Origin of the sequence: Acetobacter sp. P1H12_c (genome assembly GCF_018811975.1) — a bacterium.
Taxonomy (GTDB): Bacteria; Pseudomonadota; Alphaproteobacteria; order Acetobacterales; family Acetobacteraceae; genus Acetobacter; species Acetobacter persici.
Genome location: NZ_JACRVR010000022.1, coordinates 1 through 17,303, shown reverse-complemented (window position 1 = coordinate 17,303; position 17,303 = coordinate 1). Strand labels below are relative to the sequence as shown.

Here is a 17,303-nt window from a genome sequence, read left to right as displayed (position 1 = left end):
TGGTCCGAAATGCGTTCTAAAAGTTTCAAATTTTTGCGATGATTTTTAAAAACGCATCTCCTGATGCGTTAAAACCTGCTTCATCATCCCGTGATCAAACGGACAGGCTGACGGTCTGATGTTCGGCCACCCCGAAATTCATGCAGCCTTTACAGACTGTTACCCCTATCTATATCCATATGGATATAGATGTATAAACAGATTGCGACCGCTCTTTTAGTGCCAATTTCAGATTATAAGTTATTCACACTCTGTATATTTGATCCGGCTCAGTATCGGCCGCCGGGCATTTATGGAAATTCGCGCAAAAACCTGCCCCAACACGGTGCCTGCCTTGCAGGCTCCTTCCGCACCCCTGTATGCTGGACAGACCGGGCCGGGGCGCATATCCCCGGCTCATTCATCCGTCTCACCTTTTCCGGCCAAGCCCTGCAAGAGTTTCATGACCAACACAGACACACCCCACCTGGTACTGGTAGATGGAAGCGGCTTTATCTTCCGCGCCTTTCATGCCCTGCCGCCCATGACCAGTCCGGACGGGGTGCCGGTCAACGCGGTGTATGGCTTTACAAACATGCTGGCCCGCCTGCTGCGCGAACATGTGGGGACGCATCTGGCCGTTGTTTTTGATGCCGGACGACAGACATTCCGCACGGAAATTTATCCGCAATATAAAGCCCACCGGCCCGAACCGCCGGAAGATCTGCGCCCGCAGTTTTCGCTGATCCGTGACGCGACACGGGCCTTCAATGTGCCTGCCATTGAACTGGCCGGGTGGGAAGCGGATGATCTGATTGCCTCTTATGCCACCTCCGTGCGGGAGATGGGCGGAACCTGCACCATTGTCTCCTCCGATAAGGACCTGATGCAACTGATTGGCCCCGGCGTGTGCATGCTGGAGCCCATGAAGCAGACCGCCATCAGCACGCCGGAAGTGGAAGCCAAATTTGGCGTGACCCCGGATAAGGTGGTGGATGTACAGGCTCTGATGGGTGACCCGACCGACAACGTGCCCGGCGTGCCCGGCATTGGCCCGAAAACGGCCTCTGCGCTTGTGAATGAGTTCGGCACGCTGGAAGCTGTGCTGGCCGCCGCGCCGGATATGAAAAAATCCAAACGGCGCGATATGCTGATTGAGCATGCCGAGGCCGCGCGCATCTCCCGCAAGCTGGTGGAACTGGCGCGGGATGTGCCGCTGCCCGTACCTGTGGAAGACCTTGGCGTGCGGGAGCTCGACAAGCTGATGGTGGCCGACTGGCTGGAAAGCATGGGCTTCCGGTCCGTGCTCACACGTCTGGGCGTGGGCCATCCTTCGGGCGCGCATGCGCACCGCACCGCCCGCGCCACGGCCCATGCCTCCGTCAACGGCGCGGCTGCCCCTACAGGGGCAGAAGCGACAGCGCCTGATAATGGTCAGTCCGCACAGGCCGCCGCCTCTCTTGCCACGGCCTATGGCCCGTATGAAACGGTGCGCACCGCAGAAGAGCTTCAGACATGGGTCACCGCCGCGCAGGAAGCCGGTGTGTGTGCTGTGGATACAGAAACCGACGGACTGGACCCGCTCAGCGCCAACATGGTCGGTATTTCTCTGGCCACCGCGCCGGGCAAGGCCTGCTATATCCCCCTGCGCCATGAGGGAACGCTGGAAGAACCGGCGGGGGAGCAGCTTCAGCCCACTGCGGCACTTGACCTCCTGCGCCCTTTGCTCACAGACCCCACCGTTCTGAAAATTTTCCAGAACGCCAAGTTTGACCTGCTGGTCTTTGACCATGCCGGGCTGGACTTTACGACCATCAGCCCGGTGGATGACACCATGCTGATCTCCTACGCACAATCTGCCGGGCAGCATGGACAGGGGATGGATGAACTCTCCACCCTGCATCTGGGCCATACCCCCATCAGCTATGACAGTGTGACAGGCACCGGGCGCAACCGGATTCCGTTCACGCAGGTGCCGGTGGCCCGCGCAACGCCCTATGCTGCGGAAGACGCCGATGTCACGCTGCGGCTGTGGTATCTGCTGCACCCCACCCTGCGCACCAATCAGGCGCTGGCCCTGTATGAACAGCTTGAGCGGCCGCTCTCACCCGTGCTCGCCAGCATGGAAAAAGCCGGGATCGCGGTTGATCGCGCCGAACTGGGCCGTCTGTCTGAAGATTTTGCCAGCCGCATGGTCGTCATGGAAAAAGAAATTCATGAGGCCGCGGGGCGTGACTTTAATGTCGGTTCCCCACGCCAGCTTGGTGAAATTCTGTTTGATGAAATGGGTTTGAAGGGCGGCAAACGCGGCAAGGCAGGCGCATGGAGCACGGACTCCTCCGTGTTGCAGGATCTGGCTGATCAGGGGCATGACCTCCCTGCCCGCGTGCTGGCATGGCGGCAACTGGCCAAACTGAAAAGCACCTACACGGATGCGCTGCTACGACAGGCCACGACGGATGACCGGGTGCATACCTCCTTCCAGATGGCTATCACCACCACGGGCCGCCTGTCTTCCAATGACCCGAATTTGCAGAACATCCCCATCCGTACGGAAGAAGGCGGCCGCATCCGGCGGGCTTTTATTGCGCCTCCCGGCAAGACGCTGATTTCTGCCGACTATTCCCAGATTGAACTGCGCCTGCTGGCGGATGTGGCGAATATTCCAGCCCTGCGGGAAGCATTTGAACTGGGGCAGGATATTCATGCCCGCACGGCCTCGGAAGTCTTCAATATTCCGCTGGAAGGCATGGACAGCCTGACCCGCCGCCGCGCCAAGGCCATCAATTTCGGGATTATTTACGGTATTTCCGCTTTTGGTCTGGCCCGCCAGCTCGGCATTCCGGCGGGGGAAGCCCGTGCCTATATTGATGCCTATTTTGCCCGGTATCCGGGTATCCGTGACTATATGGAGCGCATGCGGGAACAGGCACGCTCCACGGGCTATGTGCTGACCCCATTCGGGCGGCGGTGCTATGTGCCGGGCATTCATGAAAAAAGTGCCGCGCGCCGGCAATATGCAGAACGGCAGGCTATTAACGCCCCCCTGCAGGGCGGGGCTGCGGACATTATCAAACGCGCCATGGTCAGGCTGCCTGCGGCCCTGAACGACGCCGGGCTTTCCGCCCGGATGCTGTTACAGGTGCATGACGAACTGCTGTTTGAAGCCGATGCAAAGGACGCTGACTCCGTAGCCGCACTGGTACGCACAGTCATGGAAGCCGCGGCAAGCCTGTCCGTGCCGCTGGTGGTTGAAACAGGAACAGGCGCAAACTGGGCAGAGGCACATTGAGCATGACACCGAACGAAAAACGATTTGCACTGATTGCGGCGGGTATTCTGGTTGTGGCCAGTGTGACGGGCTATGTGGGCACCCGCATTGCCCTGCATCATGGCCCCACACTGGACAGCTATGGCAATGAAGTGGGCGGGTCTTTCCGCCTGATGGACTCCACAACAGGCACCATGACAGACCAGACCTTCCGCGGCCGCTGGATGCTGGTGCTGTTCGGCGCAACCCACTGCGCAGAAGATGCCTGTACTCCGGCGCTGACCAGCATGTCCGCCGCACTGGACAAGGTGGACCCCGGCAAACGGAAAGCCGTTATTATTTTTGTCAGCCTTGACCCGGACCGCGATGATGCCGAACGCCTGCGTCTGTATGGCCAGAGCATCAGCCCGCGTGTTGTGGCAGGCACAGCCGCCCCCGGCCCGCTGGCGGATCTGGCAAAGGAATATCATACAACTGTTGAAAAACGTCCTGACCCGGAATGGACTTATGCCATGCAGATGTCACCCCGGTTTGTGGTGATGAACCCGGAGACCCGCTATGCCGGCACCGTGGACGCCACTCTGAGCGCAGACGCCATGACTGAGGCGCTCAAAAAGATCATGGCCCCTAAAGACTAAGCCATCATTATGTATTTTCGAGAACCGGAGAGGTGAACATGTCTGAAACAACGCCACAGGACGCATTCTCTGTTGCGAATGGTCTGTCAGCCTTTGGCAAAATTTCCGAACAAAAAGCTTTTCAGACAAACGCTCAGATCCTACCTCTTCCTATTCCTGCATATGATGGACAGTCTGAACAGACTTTTAACCGTGGGCTCTCCCTCTACCACGCGCGACCTGTTGCGGGGACGCGCACCGTCTCGGTACCGCTCACCCGACTTTCCCTGTTCACCATGGAAAATGCGCGTTTTGTGCTGTATCCGGGGTTGGATGGCATGATTATCGACAACAAAAACCATCCGGTTATTGAGCCCTCCTGCTTCTGCCAGCATGACTTGTACCAGCATAACCGCCGTCTGCCCGACATGCCGGAGCACGAAGAACAGGAGGAGGTTTTTCTGGGGTTCGACGCTGCATGGCGGAACTATTACCACTGGATGCTGTATGGGATCTCCAAAACCCAGATTGCCAGCACCCTGCTGCCCGCACACACCAGATTTGTTGTGCCAGATATGCCCAAAGCAGGCGCAACCCACCACCCGGCTTTTACACCTGAAACATTTGAAACATCCCTCCGTCTTTCCGGACTTCAGGATCGTGTTTTTCGGGCACCGGAGGGGGTTCACAGGGCCAGAAAACTGCATTTTTTCTGGCATGCACCGACAATGCCTGAGCTTTACCTGAATTTTTCGGAGCCCCACAAACATTTTGACGCCATGACAGTGCCGCACCGGCCTGATCTGCCTACGCGCTTTTACGTAACGCGTGAAGGCGGCCATAACAGCCGCATCAGCCCGGAAGAGCAGGCCCAGATCGAACCTGTTCTGGAACGCAAGGGGTTTGAAAAAGTCTTTCTGGAAAAGATGGATCTTGAAACGCAGATCGCACTTTTCCGGCAGGCTGAGTGTATTCTGGCCCCGCATGGGGCGGGACTTGCCAACATGGTTTTTGCCCGTCCGGGAACAAGACTTCTTGAACTGAACCGCAAACTTGATGGCCAGCCTCATCTGCGGGACTGCTTTTATATCATCACCCTGCAACGCAAACAGCCTTACATGGTTCTGGATCTGGATGATCAGCCTCTGACATCTGAGATGCTGGACAACGCCCTGACCAGACTTGAAAACGCACCTGATCCGTTTTGACGCATGCCTTCAGACCTGCGGAAAAATCGAAAAGAGCGTCTGGCTTCAGACAATAAAAAACCTGCCAGATCATAATATTTTCTGGCAGGTTTTCCGGTAATTCTAAACGATCAGTCTTTTAGAAGTGTGCGTCAATCCGGCCATAGTAATAGCCACCGGTAATGGGCACCTGAGCAGAGTTGGCGTCATACATCCGGCCGCCGTAATTGTTGTTCAGCGGATTGACGCGGCGGGGACGCACATTGAAAATATTGTTTGCTCCGATGGCAAAATGCCAGTGAGGCGTGGCGCTGTACCCCACTTCCAGATCTGTCAACCAACGCGGTGTATTCTTGAACTGGGCAAAGCAGCTGTTTGAATAGCGCAGCGCCTTACCGTTATTGTCACAGATCGCGCTGGACGGCGTCCAGTCCTGATAACCCAGCATGGTTGTTGTCTCACCATAGCGTGTCTGACGCAGATTGACGTCCCATTTCCCGACTGTCCAGAACGCATTCAGGATCAGCTTGCTGCGCGGATAGGCCGTGGTGATATAGCTGGCTGTTGCCGCGGTGAGCAGAGAGGTGGGAACGCCGTTGACCATGGTTGAAGCCACATGGCTCAGACGCGTGCGGTTGAGGTCCAGCGTAGCAGAGAGGTTGAGATTACCGTAGCGGTTCATTCTCAGCAGGTAATCCGCCTTCAGATCAAACCCCTGCGTGCGGGTGCTGGCGCCGTTTGCAAAGTAATAGGTGCTGACAGCATTGGGGTCCAGACCGGAGGGAAGCACAAACCCAAGCTGCTGCAAGGCTGCAATCGCCGTGGGGCCGTTATTGGACCCACCGGCAATAATGCGGTCACGAATGTTGATCTGATACACATCCGCTTCAACATGCAGGCCTTTCAGAGGTTCAACCACCAGACCACCGCTGGCGTTCGTGGAGCGTTCCGGCTTGAGGGGCGCAGCCCCCAGCAGACGCGCGGCGGAGGAACTGACAGGCAGCAGGCCCGCAACAGTTGTCGCGCCGACGTTAATGGAGCTGAAATGCTGCTCGGCAAGTGTTGGGGCACGGAAGCCGTTGCTGATGGTCCCACGAATTGAAATCCGCGGTGTGATGTCATACCGCGTTGAGACCTTGCCGTTTTCCGTATTCCCGACGTCTGTATAATGTTCGAAACGTCCGGCGAAATCGACGTCCCAGTTTTTGAGAGGATGGAAATCACCATCCAGATATCCTGCCCAGATATCACGGCTCCAGTTCCCGGCGTTCTGCGGGCTCAGGCCCACATAACCCGCCATGCCCCCGGCCTCATAAGAAGGTGGGGTCCCGGCTTTGATCTGATATGTTTCCAGCCGGTGTTCCGCCCCGAAGGCGATAGTGGTGGGCGTGGAAAATCCGGTTTTGAAATTTCTTCTGAAATCCAGTGTGTTTGTCCACTGGGCCATACGATAAGTTTCCGCACGGGTGCTGGTAGGGGACCAGCCGCATCCGTCCGTCGAAACATAGGCGCTTGTGCTGGTGGGATTACTGCTGCGCGGAATACATTTGCTGCTCAGCATGCCCGCATTGGCGCTGTTTTTATCCCCGATTGCATCTTCATCCGCGCCATATGTCGTGCTGAGATCCCACGCGAACCCGAAGAAATTATCGCCTTTCAGACCAAGTGTGGCGGCGTAGTCATTTTCTTCAATTGTCTCAAGGGGAGAAAAGCCGGAGGGGTAAAGGTCGGGCAACGTATTCGGAGTGCGGTAATTCTGATACGATTCCGCATGCCGGTGCGCATATGTAATCAGCCCGTATCCCTGCACACCCTCTGTCAGGGTTTTTCCAAAGGCAATACTCAGGTTTTCACGCGTTTCTTCCGGCGTGCTCATGACTTTATTTGAATTTTTCGGGACAGAAACCGGGCCTTTGTACAAGGCTGTGCCCGCACCTGCCGGAGCAGACCCCATCAGACGGTGGTCCTCTGTGTAGGGCACCATGTGGTCGGTATGATAAACCTGCCCGCTGAGATGCAGATAGCCATCTCCACCAAGGGACAGGCCGCCATCCACGCTGGTCTGATATTGCCAGCCATCCCCGTTATACGCATTGGCGCCTGTCTGGGCGCTCATATTCAGACCGTGGTTTGTTTTCCGGGTAATGATATTCACCACCCCGGCAATGGCATCAGACCCGTAGAGTGCGGCAGCCCCGTCTTCCAGCACTTCAATATGATCAATAGAGGCTGCGGGGATCATATTCAGATCAACCGGCGTGGCACCAAATGCTGGCCCGGCATCGGCATAAATATTTGCTGTTGTGTGGCGGCGTTTACCATCCACCAGCACCAGAACCTGATTAGGATTAAGCCCGCGCATACGGATGGCCGAGGTTAAGGACCCTGCATCATTCCCCATGGCGCTGACATTGATGGATGCATATGTCCGCGTGAGCGCATCGGCCAGATTCATCTGTCCGGACCGGCGCAGCGTGGCGGCAGACAGCACACTGACAGGCGATGTGCTCTGGCGGGCCTTGCGGTTGACGGCGTGCGTGCCGGTAACAATCAGGGTTTCCCCTGCGTTGGCAGCAGCCGGTTTTTCTGACGCATGAGGCGCGGCTTTTGCTTTCTTGGCCGCTGCTTTTTTTGCCGGACCTGCGTTTACCGTTTTCTGCTCCTTTTCCGCCGTTGCGGCGCTGGCAACCGGGCTCTGTACAGCAAAGCCAAATGTCAGAACGGTTGAAACCAGAAACGCTTTCCTGAGTGTCATGCGTGTATCCAGAATGAAAGAAGGATTAAAAATCACGCGGTGGCTAGCAAACAGTGCCCCCTATAAAAAGTGAAACTATTATGACATTTAATATTTATACTTTTATATACTCATTTTAATTTCACAAATAAGGAAAATCACTCTAATAAAGGTCAATTAACCATAACCATTAAACCTGAATAATAATTTATATTTAGAGGATATCCATGTCTGAGTTTAACAGACGCTTTCTGATACAGGCTGGCAGTCTGCTGGCCCCCGCAGTGTGGGCTGGCCGGAGCAAACCTGTCATGGCCGCACAGGAAAAAGCGCCTGCATCCTATGCGCGGCTGAATGTGACGGAAAATCCGTTTGGGCCCTCGCCCGCGGCGCGCAGGGCTATTATCGCCTGCGTGCCAGACGCTCCTTATTATGTGGAAAATGACCACACTCTGCGCGACAAAATAGGAGAGCAGGAAAATCTTGAGCGTGATAAAATTGCTTTATCAAATGGCTCTCTGGATGCGCTCTCTCTTCTTTCAAGCGATATTGGGCGGAAAGGCCATATTCTGGCCCCCCAGCCGACTTACGCCACGCATCTGAATTACGCCCAGCGCAGGGGTGTAGAGGTGCGTTACGTGCCTCTGACACAGCATGCCATTGATCTCGACGCGCTGCGACGTGCCATAACACCGCAGACAGCAATGGTGTACCTTTGCAACCCCAACAACCCGACCGGCGATATGCTGGATCATGCCAAACTTCTTGCCTTTTGTGAGGATGTTTCCAGAACATGCCCTGTGATTGTGGATGAAGCCTATTTTGAGCTTCTCCCCATGGCGGAACAAATGACCGTCTCATCACTCGTCCATTCCGGACACGATGTGATTGTCGCACGCACCTTTTCCAAAGTGTATGGTCTCGCCGGGTTGAGAATTGGCTATATTCTGGCCCAGCCTGACCGCGTTAAACAGCTTTACAGCCTGACGACGACATCCCGCAATCAGGCAGGCTATGCTGCGGCGCTGGCATCTCTCGGGGATAAAGAGTACCTGAACGGGGCAATCCGTTATCTGACGTCATGCCGTGCCATGATTTATGATATCTGCAAGGAAAATGAACTGACTTTCCTGAAAAGTCACGGCACTTTTGTGTATGTCAATACTCTGCGTCCGGCCGAAAAAATGAAAGAGGCTCTGGCACAGCGTGGTGTGGATATTCGCGTGTTTGACTCACCCGACTATCAGACCTGGATCCGGGTCGGCACGGCCACCCCTGCGGAACTGGAGCTGTTTGGCCGCGTGCTTCCCGCAGCGTTGCAGGCCGTGCCCAAAGCCTGAAGGACATGCCAGATGTAAACTGGCTTTTATAAATCGTTTCGGTTTCTGCATTGTGTGGTGGGTCACAGCCTTTTAAGGTCTCCTCCGGTTTTTGGGGTGAGAGGCATAGTGCAGAAACGCTCTTTTTATGTGGGATACACGCTGGCCAGCCTGCTGGCTGCTGCCTGCCCCCTCTCCCATTCCCATGCTGAATCCACCAGTCCGACAGCACATTTTGCCACGGCCACAGCCGCTGAGGCTCATACGGGCGGAACCCTGCGGCTGGCCGCACAGAATTCCGGCGGCACACTGGACCCTCAGGTCTCTTACATTTCCCTGATCAAACAGCTTGAAACGCCGGTTTATGACGGATTGCTCGCCTTCCCCAAATTTTCCGGTCCCGCAGCGCAGCACGTCATTGCCAATCTGGCAGAAACCGTTCCACAGCCAGAAGACGGCGGGCGGACCTATCGCTTTATCCTTCGGCCCAACCTGCGGTTTTCAGATGGGCAGCCTCTGACTGTAGAGGATGCTGCTGCATCTTTCCGGCGGTTGTTCAAAGTCGGCAGCCCCACTGCTGGCCCGTACTATAGCCATATTATCGGGGCGGATGCCTGCCTGCATGACCCGGCACACTGCACGCTGGCGGGGGGTATAGAAACGGATGCCGCCACCCGCACCCTTACCTTCCATCTGACAGAACCGGACGCTGAGTTTCCGGAGCGTCTCGCATGGTTCCATGCCGCCATTCTGCCTGCCAGCACTCCACCGCATGACACCGGGAACACGGCCCCTCCGGGCACCGGCCCCTACCGCGTGACCCATTATGACCCTGCGACGGGCATGGTGCTGGACCGCAACCCGTATTTTCAGGAATGGGCGCATGATGCCCAGCCTGCCGGATATCCGGACCGTATTAACGTCACTTTCGGGCTGGACCCGGAAGGCGAAGTCACGGCCATTGAAAACGGCCAGTATGACGTGATGTATGAAGATGTGCCACTGGACCGGCTGGGGGAGGTTGGCAGCCGCTACGCAAAACAGGTGCAGATTTATACCCTGCTGCTCTATTACTATGCCGCTCTGAATGTCCAGATCCCGCCGTTTCAGTCCCTCAAGGCCCGGCAGGCTCTGAATTACGCCATCAACCGGCATGCCATGGTGATTTATCATGGGGGTGAGGCCGTTGCGGCCCCGCTCTGCCAGCTTCTGCCACAGGGCGCACCGGGGTATGAACCCGCCTGTGCTTATACCAAAGGGGCCTCCCCCACGCATCCGCTGCCACATTGGCAGGCCCCTGATCTGGCAGAAGCCCGCAGGCTGGTGCGGGAAAGCGGCACCGCAGGGCAGAAAGTGACCATCGTCGCTCCACTGGAAGGGCGCTACGCCGCCATGGCCATGGAACTCCGCAGCACGCTGGCCAGTCTGGGATATGATGCAACGGTGCGCAGCATGACGCAGACGGTGCAGTTTTCCTACGTGCAGAACAGTGACAACCATGTGCAGCTTGCGCTGACCGGATGGAATGCGGATTACCCCTCCGCCTCCAGCTTTCTGCAAACCCTTTTTGCGTGCGCCAGCTTCCGCCCCCATTCTGATAATTCGCCCAATATGTCGGCCTTCTGCAATCCGGACACCGACGCCCTGATGACCAGAGCGGCAACGGCGGCTCTGACCAGCCCGGAAGAAAGCGCACAGGACTGGGCGGAGGTTGACCGCGCCCTGATGGCGGAGGCTCCGGCTGTGCCGCTGGTGCAGATCAAACGGGTCCGCCTGTTGTCAAAACGCACGCGTAACGCCATCGTAACACTTAATGATGAAATCCTGCTCTCGCAGCTTCAGGTCCAATGACATCTGAAGCGTTACCCCCTCCCGGCCCATGGCAACAGGCGCTGCGTGGCCTTGTCCGCAACCGGGCCGCTATGGTCTCCCTCGCGGTTCTGGTGCTTATCACCCTGAGCTGCCTGCTGGCCCCGCTTTATGCGCGGGATATTGCCCGGACAGATCCGTTCACCTCCAATGTGGCTGGCAGTATCACGCTGGACGGGCATGAGGTGGATATCATGCAGCCGAACGATAACCCGCTGCACCTTGGCCTGAGCCCCATTGGGCCGACTGGCCATGCGGCCTATCTGCTGGGGGCGGATAGTCAGGGGCGGGATGTAGCGGCCCGGCTCCTGTACGGCGGCCGCAATTCTCTGCTGATTTCTGCCTGTGCTGCGGTGCTGTGCCTGCTTCTGGCTGCGGTTGCGGGCATTGCCGCCGGTTTTTTTGGCGGGCTGGTGGATACCGTGCTTTCACGCCTGATGGATATCATGTGGGCTGTGCCGGTTTATCTGTTTGCCATTTCGCTCTCCATCGTCACGGTCAGTCAGGGGTTGAAGCTGGGGCCGTTTGTGGTGGAAGCCGATAGTCTGCTGATCCCCATTGTGATTATTGCGCTGGTGTATGTGCCTTACGCGGCGCGGCCGATCCGGGGCCGGGTGCTGGCGTTGCGGCAGGCGGAGTTTGTCACCGCGGCACGCTGCCTTGGCGTGCCACGCTGGCGCATTGTGCTGTTTGATATTCTGCCCAATGTGAGCACAACGCTTGTTGTCCTCGGCCCACTGCTGATGGCGCTTTCTCTGCTGGCGGAGAGTGCGCTCTCCTTCCTGTCCATCGGAGTGCAGGCTCCGGCGGCGTCATGGGGGACGATTATTCAGGATGGCGAGGGGCTGATCTACACACGCCCCATGGTGGCTATCGCCCCCGGCCTTGCCATTGTGCTGGTGGTGCTGGCCCTGAATATTCTGGGCGATGGCCTGCGGGACGCGCTGGATGTGCGGGATGCCGCGCGGCGGTCCTCATGAGGAGGACTGACGCATGATAAAGGCGCTCCTCCGCCGGCTTGGACAGACAGTATTCGTCCTGTTTGGCATTTCCGCACTGGTCTTTCTGGTCTTTTTCGCAACACCGGGCGCAGACCCGACGGCCCGTATTGCCGGACGCAATGCCTCCCCCCAGACCATGGAAAAAGTGCGGAAAGAATACGGGTTCGACCGGCCCCTGCCCGTGCAGTACGCCACCATGATGAAAAAGCTGTTCATCACGCAGGACCTCGCCTCCTACGTGGACCGGGGCGAACTGGTGGTGCCGGAAATTGCCCGTGCCGCTCCGGTTACGGTCTCTCTGGTCTGTGGTGCGGCGATCATCTGGGTGGTGCTGTCCATCGCCATGGGCACCCTCGCCGCCGCCCTGAAAGGCACCTGGACAGACCGGGGGCTGATGATGCTCGGGCTGATTGGAATTTCCATGCCGGTCTTCTGGCTTGGGCAGGTGGCTAATCTGATCACGCAAAGCCGGTATCATGACACATGGCTGTTCTCATGGGTGCCGGGGCTGGGCTATGTGCCGCTAACGGAACATCCGTGGGGCTGGTTCAAGGCGCTGGTTATTCCATGGCTCGTTCTGGCCGTCATGTTTATCGGCATTTACAGCCGGGTGCTGCGGGCCGATCTGGTCGCCCTGTCCGGCGAAGACTTCATGCGCACGGCGCGGGCCAAGGGACTATCCCCCACCCGTGTCCTGCTGCGGCACGGGTTGCGCACCTCCATGATTACCTTTGTCTCGCTCTTCGGGCTGGATTTCGCACAGCTTGTGGGCGGCGGCGCTTTGCTGACAGAGGTGGTGTTCGGCCTGCCCGGCGTCGGGCGGCTGACGTATCAGGCGCTCACCAATCTGGATCTGCCGCTGATTATGGCCACTGTGATGTATTCCGCCGTGTTTGTTGTGCTGGCGAATGCGGTGGTGGATATCCTCTATCTGTTTCTGGACCCGAGGGTGCGTGATGCCCGTTAAAGCACCCCTTCCAATCCCCACCCCTCTACTGGAAGTGCGCGACCTGTGTGTCAGCTTTCCCTCCCGCGGGCGCATGATCCCGATTGTGGAAAACGTCTCTTTTACGCTGGGTGAGCGGGATATTCTCGGGCTGGTTGGAGAGTCCGGTTCTGGCAAATCTGTCACCGCCATGGCGCTGATGGGGCTGATTGACAGCCCCGGCGTGCAGGTTACCGGCTCTGCCCTGTTCCGGGGGCAGGATCTGGTAGGGTTGCCGCAAAAGGCCCTCCGCCGCCTGCGCGGACGCGAGATTGCCATGATCTTTCAGGACCCGATGACGGCGTTTACGCCGGTTTATACAATCGGCTGGCAGATTGATGAACAGATCCGCGCGCATGAGCGTCTCTCCCGCAGGCAGGCCCGCGCCCGCACGGTGGAACTGCTGGCAGATATGGGTGTGCCCGACCCCGCCCGCACGGCAGACCGCTACCCGCACCAGCTTTCCGGCGGCCTGCGGCAGCGCGCCATGATTGCTATGGCGCTGTCCTGCAATCCGTCTCTTCTGATTGCGGATGAACCCACCACCGCGCTGGACGTCACGGTGCAGGCGCAGATTCTGGACCTGATCCGCTCCCTACGCAGCACCTATGGGTCCTCCGTGCTGCTGATTACGCATGATATGGGCGTAGTGGCGGAAACCTGTGACAAGACACTGGTGCTTTATTCTGGCCGCGTGGCGGAGAGTGGTCCGACGGAAGCCCTGTTCGCCCACCCCGGCCACCCTTATACCGCAGCGCTGCTGGCCTCCATCCCACCACTGGACGGCCCGCGCCCGCATCGCCTGCCTGCCATTGCCGGAGCGCCTCCGGCCCCGCTGGAACGCCCTGCTGGCTGCGCCTTTGGGCCACGCTGCGCTTTTGTGCATGACACCTGCCTGAACACCCCGCCGCCGCTGGTGCCAACAGGAACAGCAGGTAGCCCGCATCAGATGCATGGGAGAAGCGACCAGCCCGGGCAGTTTGCTGCCTGTGTGTTGCCCGCAGAGGGCACACCTCTACCTCCGCGCGTGGGGAACGCATTTTCTGTAAACCCAGCCGCTCCACCCTCAGCCCGGACAATGACGCCTCCGGCACCTTTCTCAACCGGAGAGGGGCTGCAATGACCCGCCTTCCGCATGCCACCACCTCACCCGCTGCGACGTTGCCGCGTGCCAGTGCCAGTGCCAGTGCCAGTGCCAGTGCCAGTGCCAGTGCCAGTGCCAGTGCCAGTGCCAGACCGCTGCTGGAGGTAAGGGACGTCCGCAAGATCTATCATCTGCCGCGCGGACAAACCCTGAAAGCTGTTGATGGTATCTCGCTCTCCGTCACGCCCGGAGAAGTGCTGGGACTGGTTGGAGAATCCGGCTGTGGCAAATCCACCCTTGGGCGGTGCCTGCTGCGCCTGACAGATGTGTCCTCCGGCCAGATTCTGTTTGACGGGCAGGATATTACGGCCCTGAAGGAGCTCGCCCTGCGCCCGTTACGCCAGCAAATGCAGATGGTGTTTCAGGATTCTTATGCCTCCCTCAACCCACGCCGCCGTATCGGGGATCTGCTGGCCGAACCGCTCCGGGTGCATCCCGGCCCCGACGGACGCAAACGCTCCCGCGCAACCATTAAGGCGCGCCTGCATGAGCTGATGGAACTGGTCAGCCTGCCGGTAGGGGCACTGGACCGCTACGCGCACGAATTTTCCGGCGGGCAGCGGCAGCGGATCAACATAGCCCGCGCGCTGGCCCTCTCCCCCCGGCTGGTTGTGGCGGATGAACCTGTCTCGGCGCTGGATGTTTCCGTGCAGGCCCAGATTGTCAATCTGTTTGCCGATCTTCAGGCCCGGCTGGGGCTGACTTATGTGTTTGTTGCGCATGATCTGGCCGTAGTGCGGCAAATTTCCACGCGCGTGGCCGTCATGTATCTGGGGGCGGTGGTTGAACTGGGCGAAACAGATGCCGTGCTGCACCACCCGGCGCATCCGTATTCCGCCGCGCTGACTGCTGCGGTGCCGCGCCCTGTGGTCGGCGCTGCGCGTGCCGCACCGCTGGGGGGCGATATTCCAAGCCCCGTGGCGCGGCCCGCAGGGTGCCGCTTCCATACACGCTGCCCGGCTATGCAGGAGCGCTGCCGGGTGGAAGAGCCTGCCCTGCGCGCAATCGGGCCGGGCCATTTTGTCGCCTGTCATTTTCCGCTGGCAGAAGGATAAGCGGGTTAGTATGCAGAAAAGCCCTTATCCTGAGGGCGATCCCTCTGACGAATAAAGCCCGAGCCCGCATGTTCCGCCTTTCCGCTTTAAGTGCCTGTGTGCGTTTTTACGTCGCCCTGCTGGGGATTGCCGTCATTTTTCTGGCGCTGGACGCAGGAAGCTACCTGCTGCGAGGCCTTTTCCCTGAGGGAGAGAAACGACGGCGTCTGGCCCGCCACTGGCTCCATTGCGTGGCCGGTTTTTCAGTGCGCTTTCTCCACAGGATGGGCATTCTGGACTGTGACCTGCGTGACCTTACTTCTCTGCGGGACGAAACCGGGCTGGTGCTGGTCGCCAACCATCCCTCCCGTCTGGATAGTCTGATTCTGGCTGCGGCTCTCCCGCGCATGGTCTGCGTGACAAAAGCCTCCATCTGGGAGCGCCCGACACTGGGCACCACGCTCCGCACTGCAGGCTATATCCGGCATGACAGCTTACTCAAACTGATTGGCCCTGCGACAGACAGATTAAAAGAAGGCTGTCAGGTCCTTCTGTTTCCCGAAGGAACACGCTCCAGAGCGGATGAAGAGACCGGGCCACTCCAGCCGGGCTTTGCGGCCATTGCTCAACGCACCCGCTCTGCCGTGCAGCCCATTCTGATTGAAACCAGTTCCCCTTATCTTTCTCAGGGGTGGCCTTTCCTGCGCCGCCCGCCGCTCCCCATGCGCTACCAGTTCCGCCTCGCACCCCGCTTCCCCGCTCCGGCCCGTGACGAAGCCCGTGGCCGTGCCTTGGTGGAAACGACGGCTAGGGTGTTGAAGCAGGGTGTGAGTAAAGAAATCTAAAAATCCCTTATTTCAGCATACCGCGCGAGCGGAGGTACAGTTCTATCCGTGCTTGCACATGGGAAGTGAGTTCACCAGTCTCATCATTTGTAATTATGTCATAAGGGTTTTTATCCACGCTTCCGCATGGGGAGCGACCGGATATGGGTCCATCGAGCTTCCCCCGGTCGATGTTTCTATCCACGCTCCCGCACGGGGAGCGACGGCCACCCTCCGGCCATCTTCCAGCACCTGATAGGTTTCTATCCACGCTCCCGCACGGGGAGCGACTTGACCGGCCTATCTAGTATGGTTGTTTCACGTGTTTCTATCCACGCTCCCGCACGGGGAGCGACTAACTTCACGGCCCGTAAATCGGGCCACCTTTTAGTTTCTATCCACGCTCCCGCACGGGGAGCGACCCCAAGCGCAGCCCTATGCACCGCCCGCGTGGGTGGTTTCTATCCACGCTCCCGCACGGGGAGCGACAGGCAGGCAGCGATAAACGCAGCGGTATCCGCAGGGTTTCTATCCACGCTCCCGCACGGGGAGCGACAACTTTCTCTCCCCTTAAATGCGCATCGGCATTAGTTTCTATCCACGCTCCCGCACGGGGAGCGACGGCGGGGCGTGGCTTTGGCAAGACGCGATTGGTTTGCGTTTCTATCCACGCTCCCGCACGGGGAGCGACGGCCAGCGTTTCCCCATGCTCTTGCAGTTCATACGCCTTCTATCCACGCTCCCGCACGGGGAGCGACGGCCTGCGGGCCGGGCTTGATACAGGCTTTCTTCGCCTTCTATCCACGCTCCCGCACGGGGAGCGAACCCCGCCGTTTTGTTAACTGATTATGACGGGAAAAACCATGTGCTCTGCGCGAACCCTGTCGGCTGAAGTCACCTCGCAACACTAGGGTGTGTCGTCAGTTAATTCCAATGATGGCGGAGACGAATTGCACGGCTGCGAGGAAAGTTGACTTCAGCTTGTCATATCGTGTTGCAATACCTCTGAACTGTTTAAGTCTGGCGAAGAAGCGTTCGATGATGTTTCGTTTTTTATAAAGCGGAAAGAGGATTTTCCGTGGAGTGCGTCGGTTTTTCTTTGACGGAATAACCGGTGTGATCCCCCGCTCTTCAAGCTTTTCGATGAGGGGATCGGCATCATAAGCCTTGTCGGCGATGAAGACCTCGGGATCGACTTCATCGAGCAATGGCTCTGCTTCTGTGATGTCGGCCCTTTGTCCGGGCGTCAGGGAAAGAGCCGCAGCCTTTCCCGCGGCATCGACAATGGCATGGATTTTCGTGGTCAGTCCGCCACGGGACCGCCCGGTGGCCTGATCCA

12 protein-coding genes and 1 CRISPR repeat array are annotated in these 17,303 nt (G+C 58.4%); of the genes, 10 read left to right on the top strand and 2 right to left on the bottom strand.

The genetic code is table 11. The annotated features are described in order from the left end of the window. Positions 1-442: 442 nt before the first annotated feature. Genes polA through KP699_RS11075 form a run of 3 tightly spaced genes read left to right on the top strand, consistent with a single transcriptional unit; the run spans position 443 to position 5,075 of the window. Positions 443-3,271 (top strand): DNA polymerase I, encoded by a 2,829-nt coding sequence (gene polA, locus KP699_RS11085; RefSeq protein WP_215762658.1) that lies wholly within the window; start codon positions 443-445, stop codon positions 3,269-3,271. Between the two features lie 2 nt (positions 3,272-3,273). Further along, complete coding sequence (locus KP699_RS11080) at positions 3,274-3,888, top strand: SCO family protein (RefSeq protein ID WP_215762657.1); 615 nt, start codon at positions 3,274-3,276, stop codon at positions 3,886-3,888. 38 nt (positions 3,889-3,926) lie between these two features. Then, a complete protein-coding gene (locus tag KP699_RS11075) occupies positions 3,927-5,075 on the top strand; it encodes a DUF563 domain-containing protein (RefSeq protein WP_215762656.1) in 1,149 nt (382 codons plus the stop codon). A 118-nt stretch (positions 5,076-5,193) separates the two neighbouring features. Here KP699_RS11075 and KP699_RS11070 read toward each other — a convergent pair whose 3' ends face one another. After that, positions 5,194-7,809: a TonB-dependent siderophore receptor gene (locus KP699_RS11070; protein WP_215762655.1), complete on the bottom strand. Its 2,616-nt coding sequence runs from the start codon at positions 7,807-7,809 to the stop codon at positions 5,194-5,196. Positions 7,810-8,015: 206 nt separating this feature from the next. On the opposite strand from KP699_RS11070, the gene KP699_RS11065 reads away from it, so the two are divergent. The 7 genes from KP699_RS11065 to KP699_RS11035 all read left to right on the top strand — a co-directional run bounded on the left by KP699_RS11065 (position 8,016) and on the right by KP699_RS11035 (position 15,985). Further along, positions 8,016-9,128, top strand: coding sequence for a histidinol-phosphate transaminase (locus tag KP699_RS11065; protein WP_215762654.1), 1,113 nt, complete (start codon positions 8,016-8,018; stop codon positions 9,126-9,128). 108 nt (positions 9,129-9,236) lie between these two features. Beyond that, complete coding sequence (locus tag KP699_RS11060; RefSeq protein WP_308164914.1) at positions 9,237-10,958, top strand: ABC transporter substrate-binding protein; 1,722 nt, start codon at positions 9,237-9,239, stop codon at positions 10,956-10,958. Next, positions 10,955-11,956, top strand: coding sequence for an ABC transporter permease (locus KP699_RS11055; protein ID WP_215762653.1), 1,002 nt, complete (start codon positions 10,955-10,957; stop codon positions 11,954-11,956). Before KP699_RS11060 ends, KP699_RS11055 begins: the two co-directional genes overlap by 4 nt. A gap of 13 nt (positions 11,957-11,969) precedes the next feature. Beyond that, positions 11,970-12,944: an ABC transporter permease gene (locus KP699_RS11050; RefSeq protein ID WP_025825349.1), complete on the top strand. Its 975-nt coding sequence runs from the start codon at positions 11,970-11,972 to the stop codon at positions 12,942-12,944. Then, positions 12,934-14,085, top strand: a complete 1,152-nt coding sequence (locus tag KP699_RS11045; protein WP_215762652.1) for an ABC transporter ATP-binding protein — start codon at positions 12,934-12,936, stop codon at positions 14,083-14,085. The genes KP699_RS11050 and KP699_RS11045 overlap by 11 nt, the downstream gene beginning before the upstream one ends. After that, positions 14,082-15,161 (top strand): ABC transporter ATP-binding protein, encoded by a 1,080-nt coding sequence (locus KP699_RS11040; protein WP_215762651.1) that lies wholly within the window; start codon positions 14,082-14,084, stop codon positions 15,159-15,161. Before KP699_RS11045 ends, KP699_RS11040 begins: the two co-directional genes overlap by 4 nt. 68 nt (positions 15,162-15,229) lie before the next feature. Further along, a complete protein-coding gene (locus tag KP699_RS11035; protein WP_215762650.1) occupies positions 15,230-15,985 on the top strand; it encodes a 1-acyl-sn-glycerol-3-phosphate acyltransferase in 756 nt (251 codons plus the stop codon). A 106-nt stretch (positions 15,986-16,091) separates the two neighbouring features. After that, positions 16,092-16,789: a CRISPR direct-repeat array (repeat unit 32 nt; unit sequence GTTTCTATCCACGCTCCCGCACGGGGAGCGAC). 95 nt (positions 16,790-16,884) lie between these two features. Here the strand turns inward: KP699_RS11035 and KP699_RS11030 are convergent. Next, a partial coding sequence (locus KP699_RS11030) for an IS5 family transposase (protein ID WP_215762649.1) occupies positions 16,885-17,303 on the bottom strand: 419 nt, incomplete at its 5' end.

What these genes read in the sequence shown, in the direction of transcription:
- polA (WP_215762658.1), top strand. Translation starts at nt 443, where the DNA reads ATGACCAACACAGACACACCCCACCTGGTACTGGTAGATGGAAGCGGC.
- KP699_RS11080 (WP_215762657.1), top strand. Translation starts at nt 3,274, where the DNA reads ATGACACCGAACGAAAAACGATTTGCACTGATTGCGGCGGGTATTCTG.
- KP699_RS11075 (WP_215762656.1), top strand. Translation starts at nt 3,927, where the DNA reads ATGTCTGAAACAACGCCACAGGACGCATTCTCTGTTGCGAATGGTCTG.
- KP699_RS11070 (WP_215762655.1), bottom strand. Translation starts at nt 7,809, where the DNA reads ATGACACTCAGGAAAGCGTTTCTGGTTTCAACCGTTCTGACATTTGGC.
- KP699_RS11065 (WP_215762654.1), top strand. Translation starts at nt 8,016, where the DNA reads ATGTCTGAGTTTAACAGACGCTTTCTGATACAGGCTGGCAGTCTGCTG.
- KP699_RS11055 (WP_215762653.1), top strand. Translation starts at nt 10,955, where the DNA reads ATGACATCTGAAGCGTTACCCCCTCCCGGCCCATGGCAACAGGCGCTG.
- KP699_RS11050 (WP_025825349.1), top strand. Translation starts at nt 11,970, where the DNA reads ATGATAAAGGCGCTCCTCCGCCGGCTTGGACAGACAGTATTCGTCCTG.
- KP699_RS11045 (WP_215762652.1), top strand. Translation starts at nt 12,934, where the DNA reads ATGCCCGTTAAAGCACCCCTTCCAATCCCCACCCCTCTACTGGAAGTG.
- KP699_RS11040 (WP_215762651.1), top strand. Translation starts at nt 14,082, where the DNA reads ATGACCCGCCTTCCGCATGCCACCACCTCACCCGCTGCGACGTTGCCG.
- KP699_RS11035 (WP_215762650.1), top strand. Translation starts at nt 15,230, where the DNA reads ATGTTCCGCCTTTCCGCTTTAAGTGCCTGTGTGCGTTTTTACGTCGCC.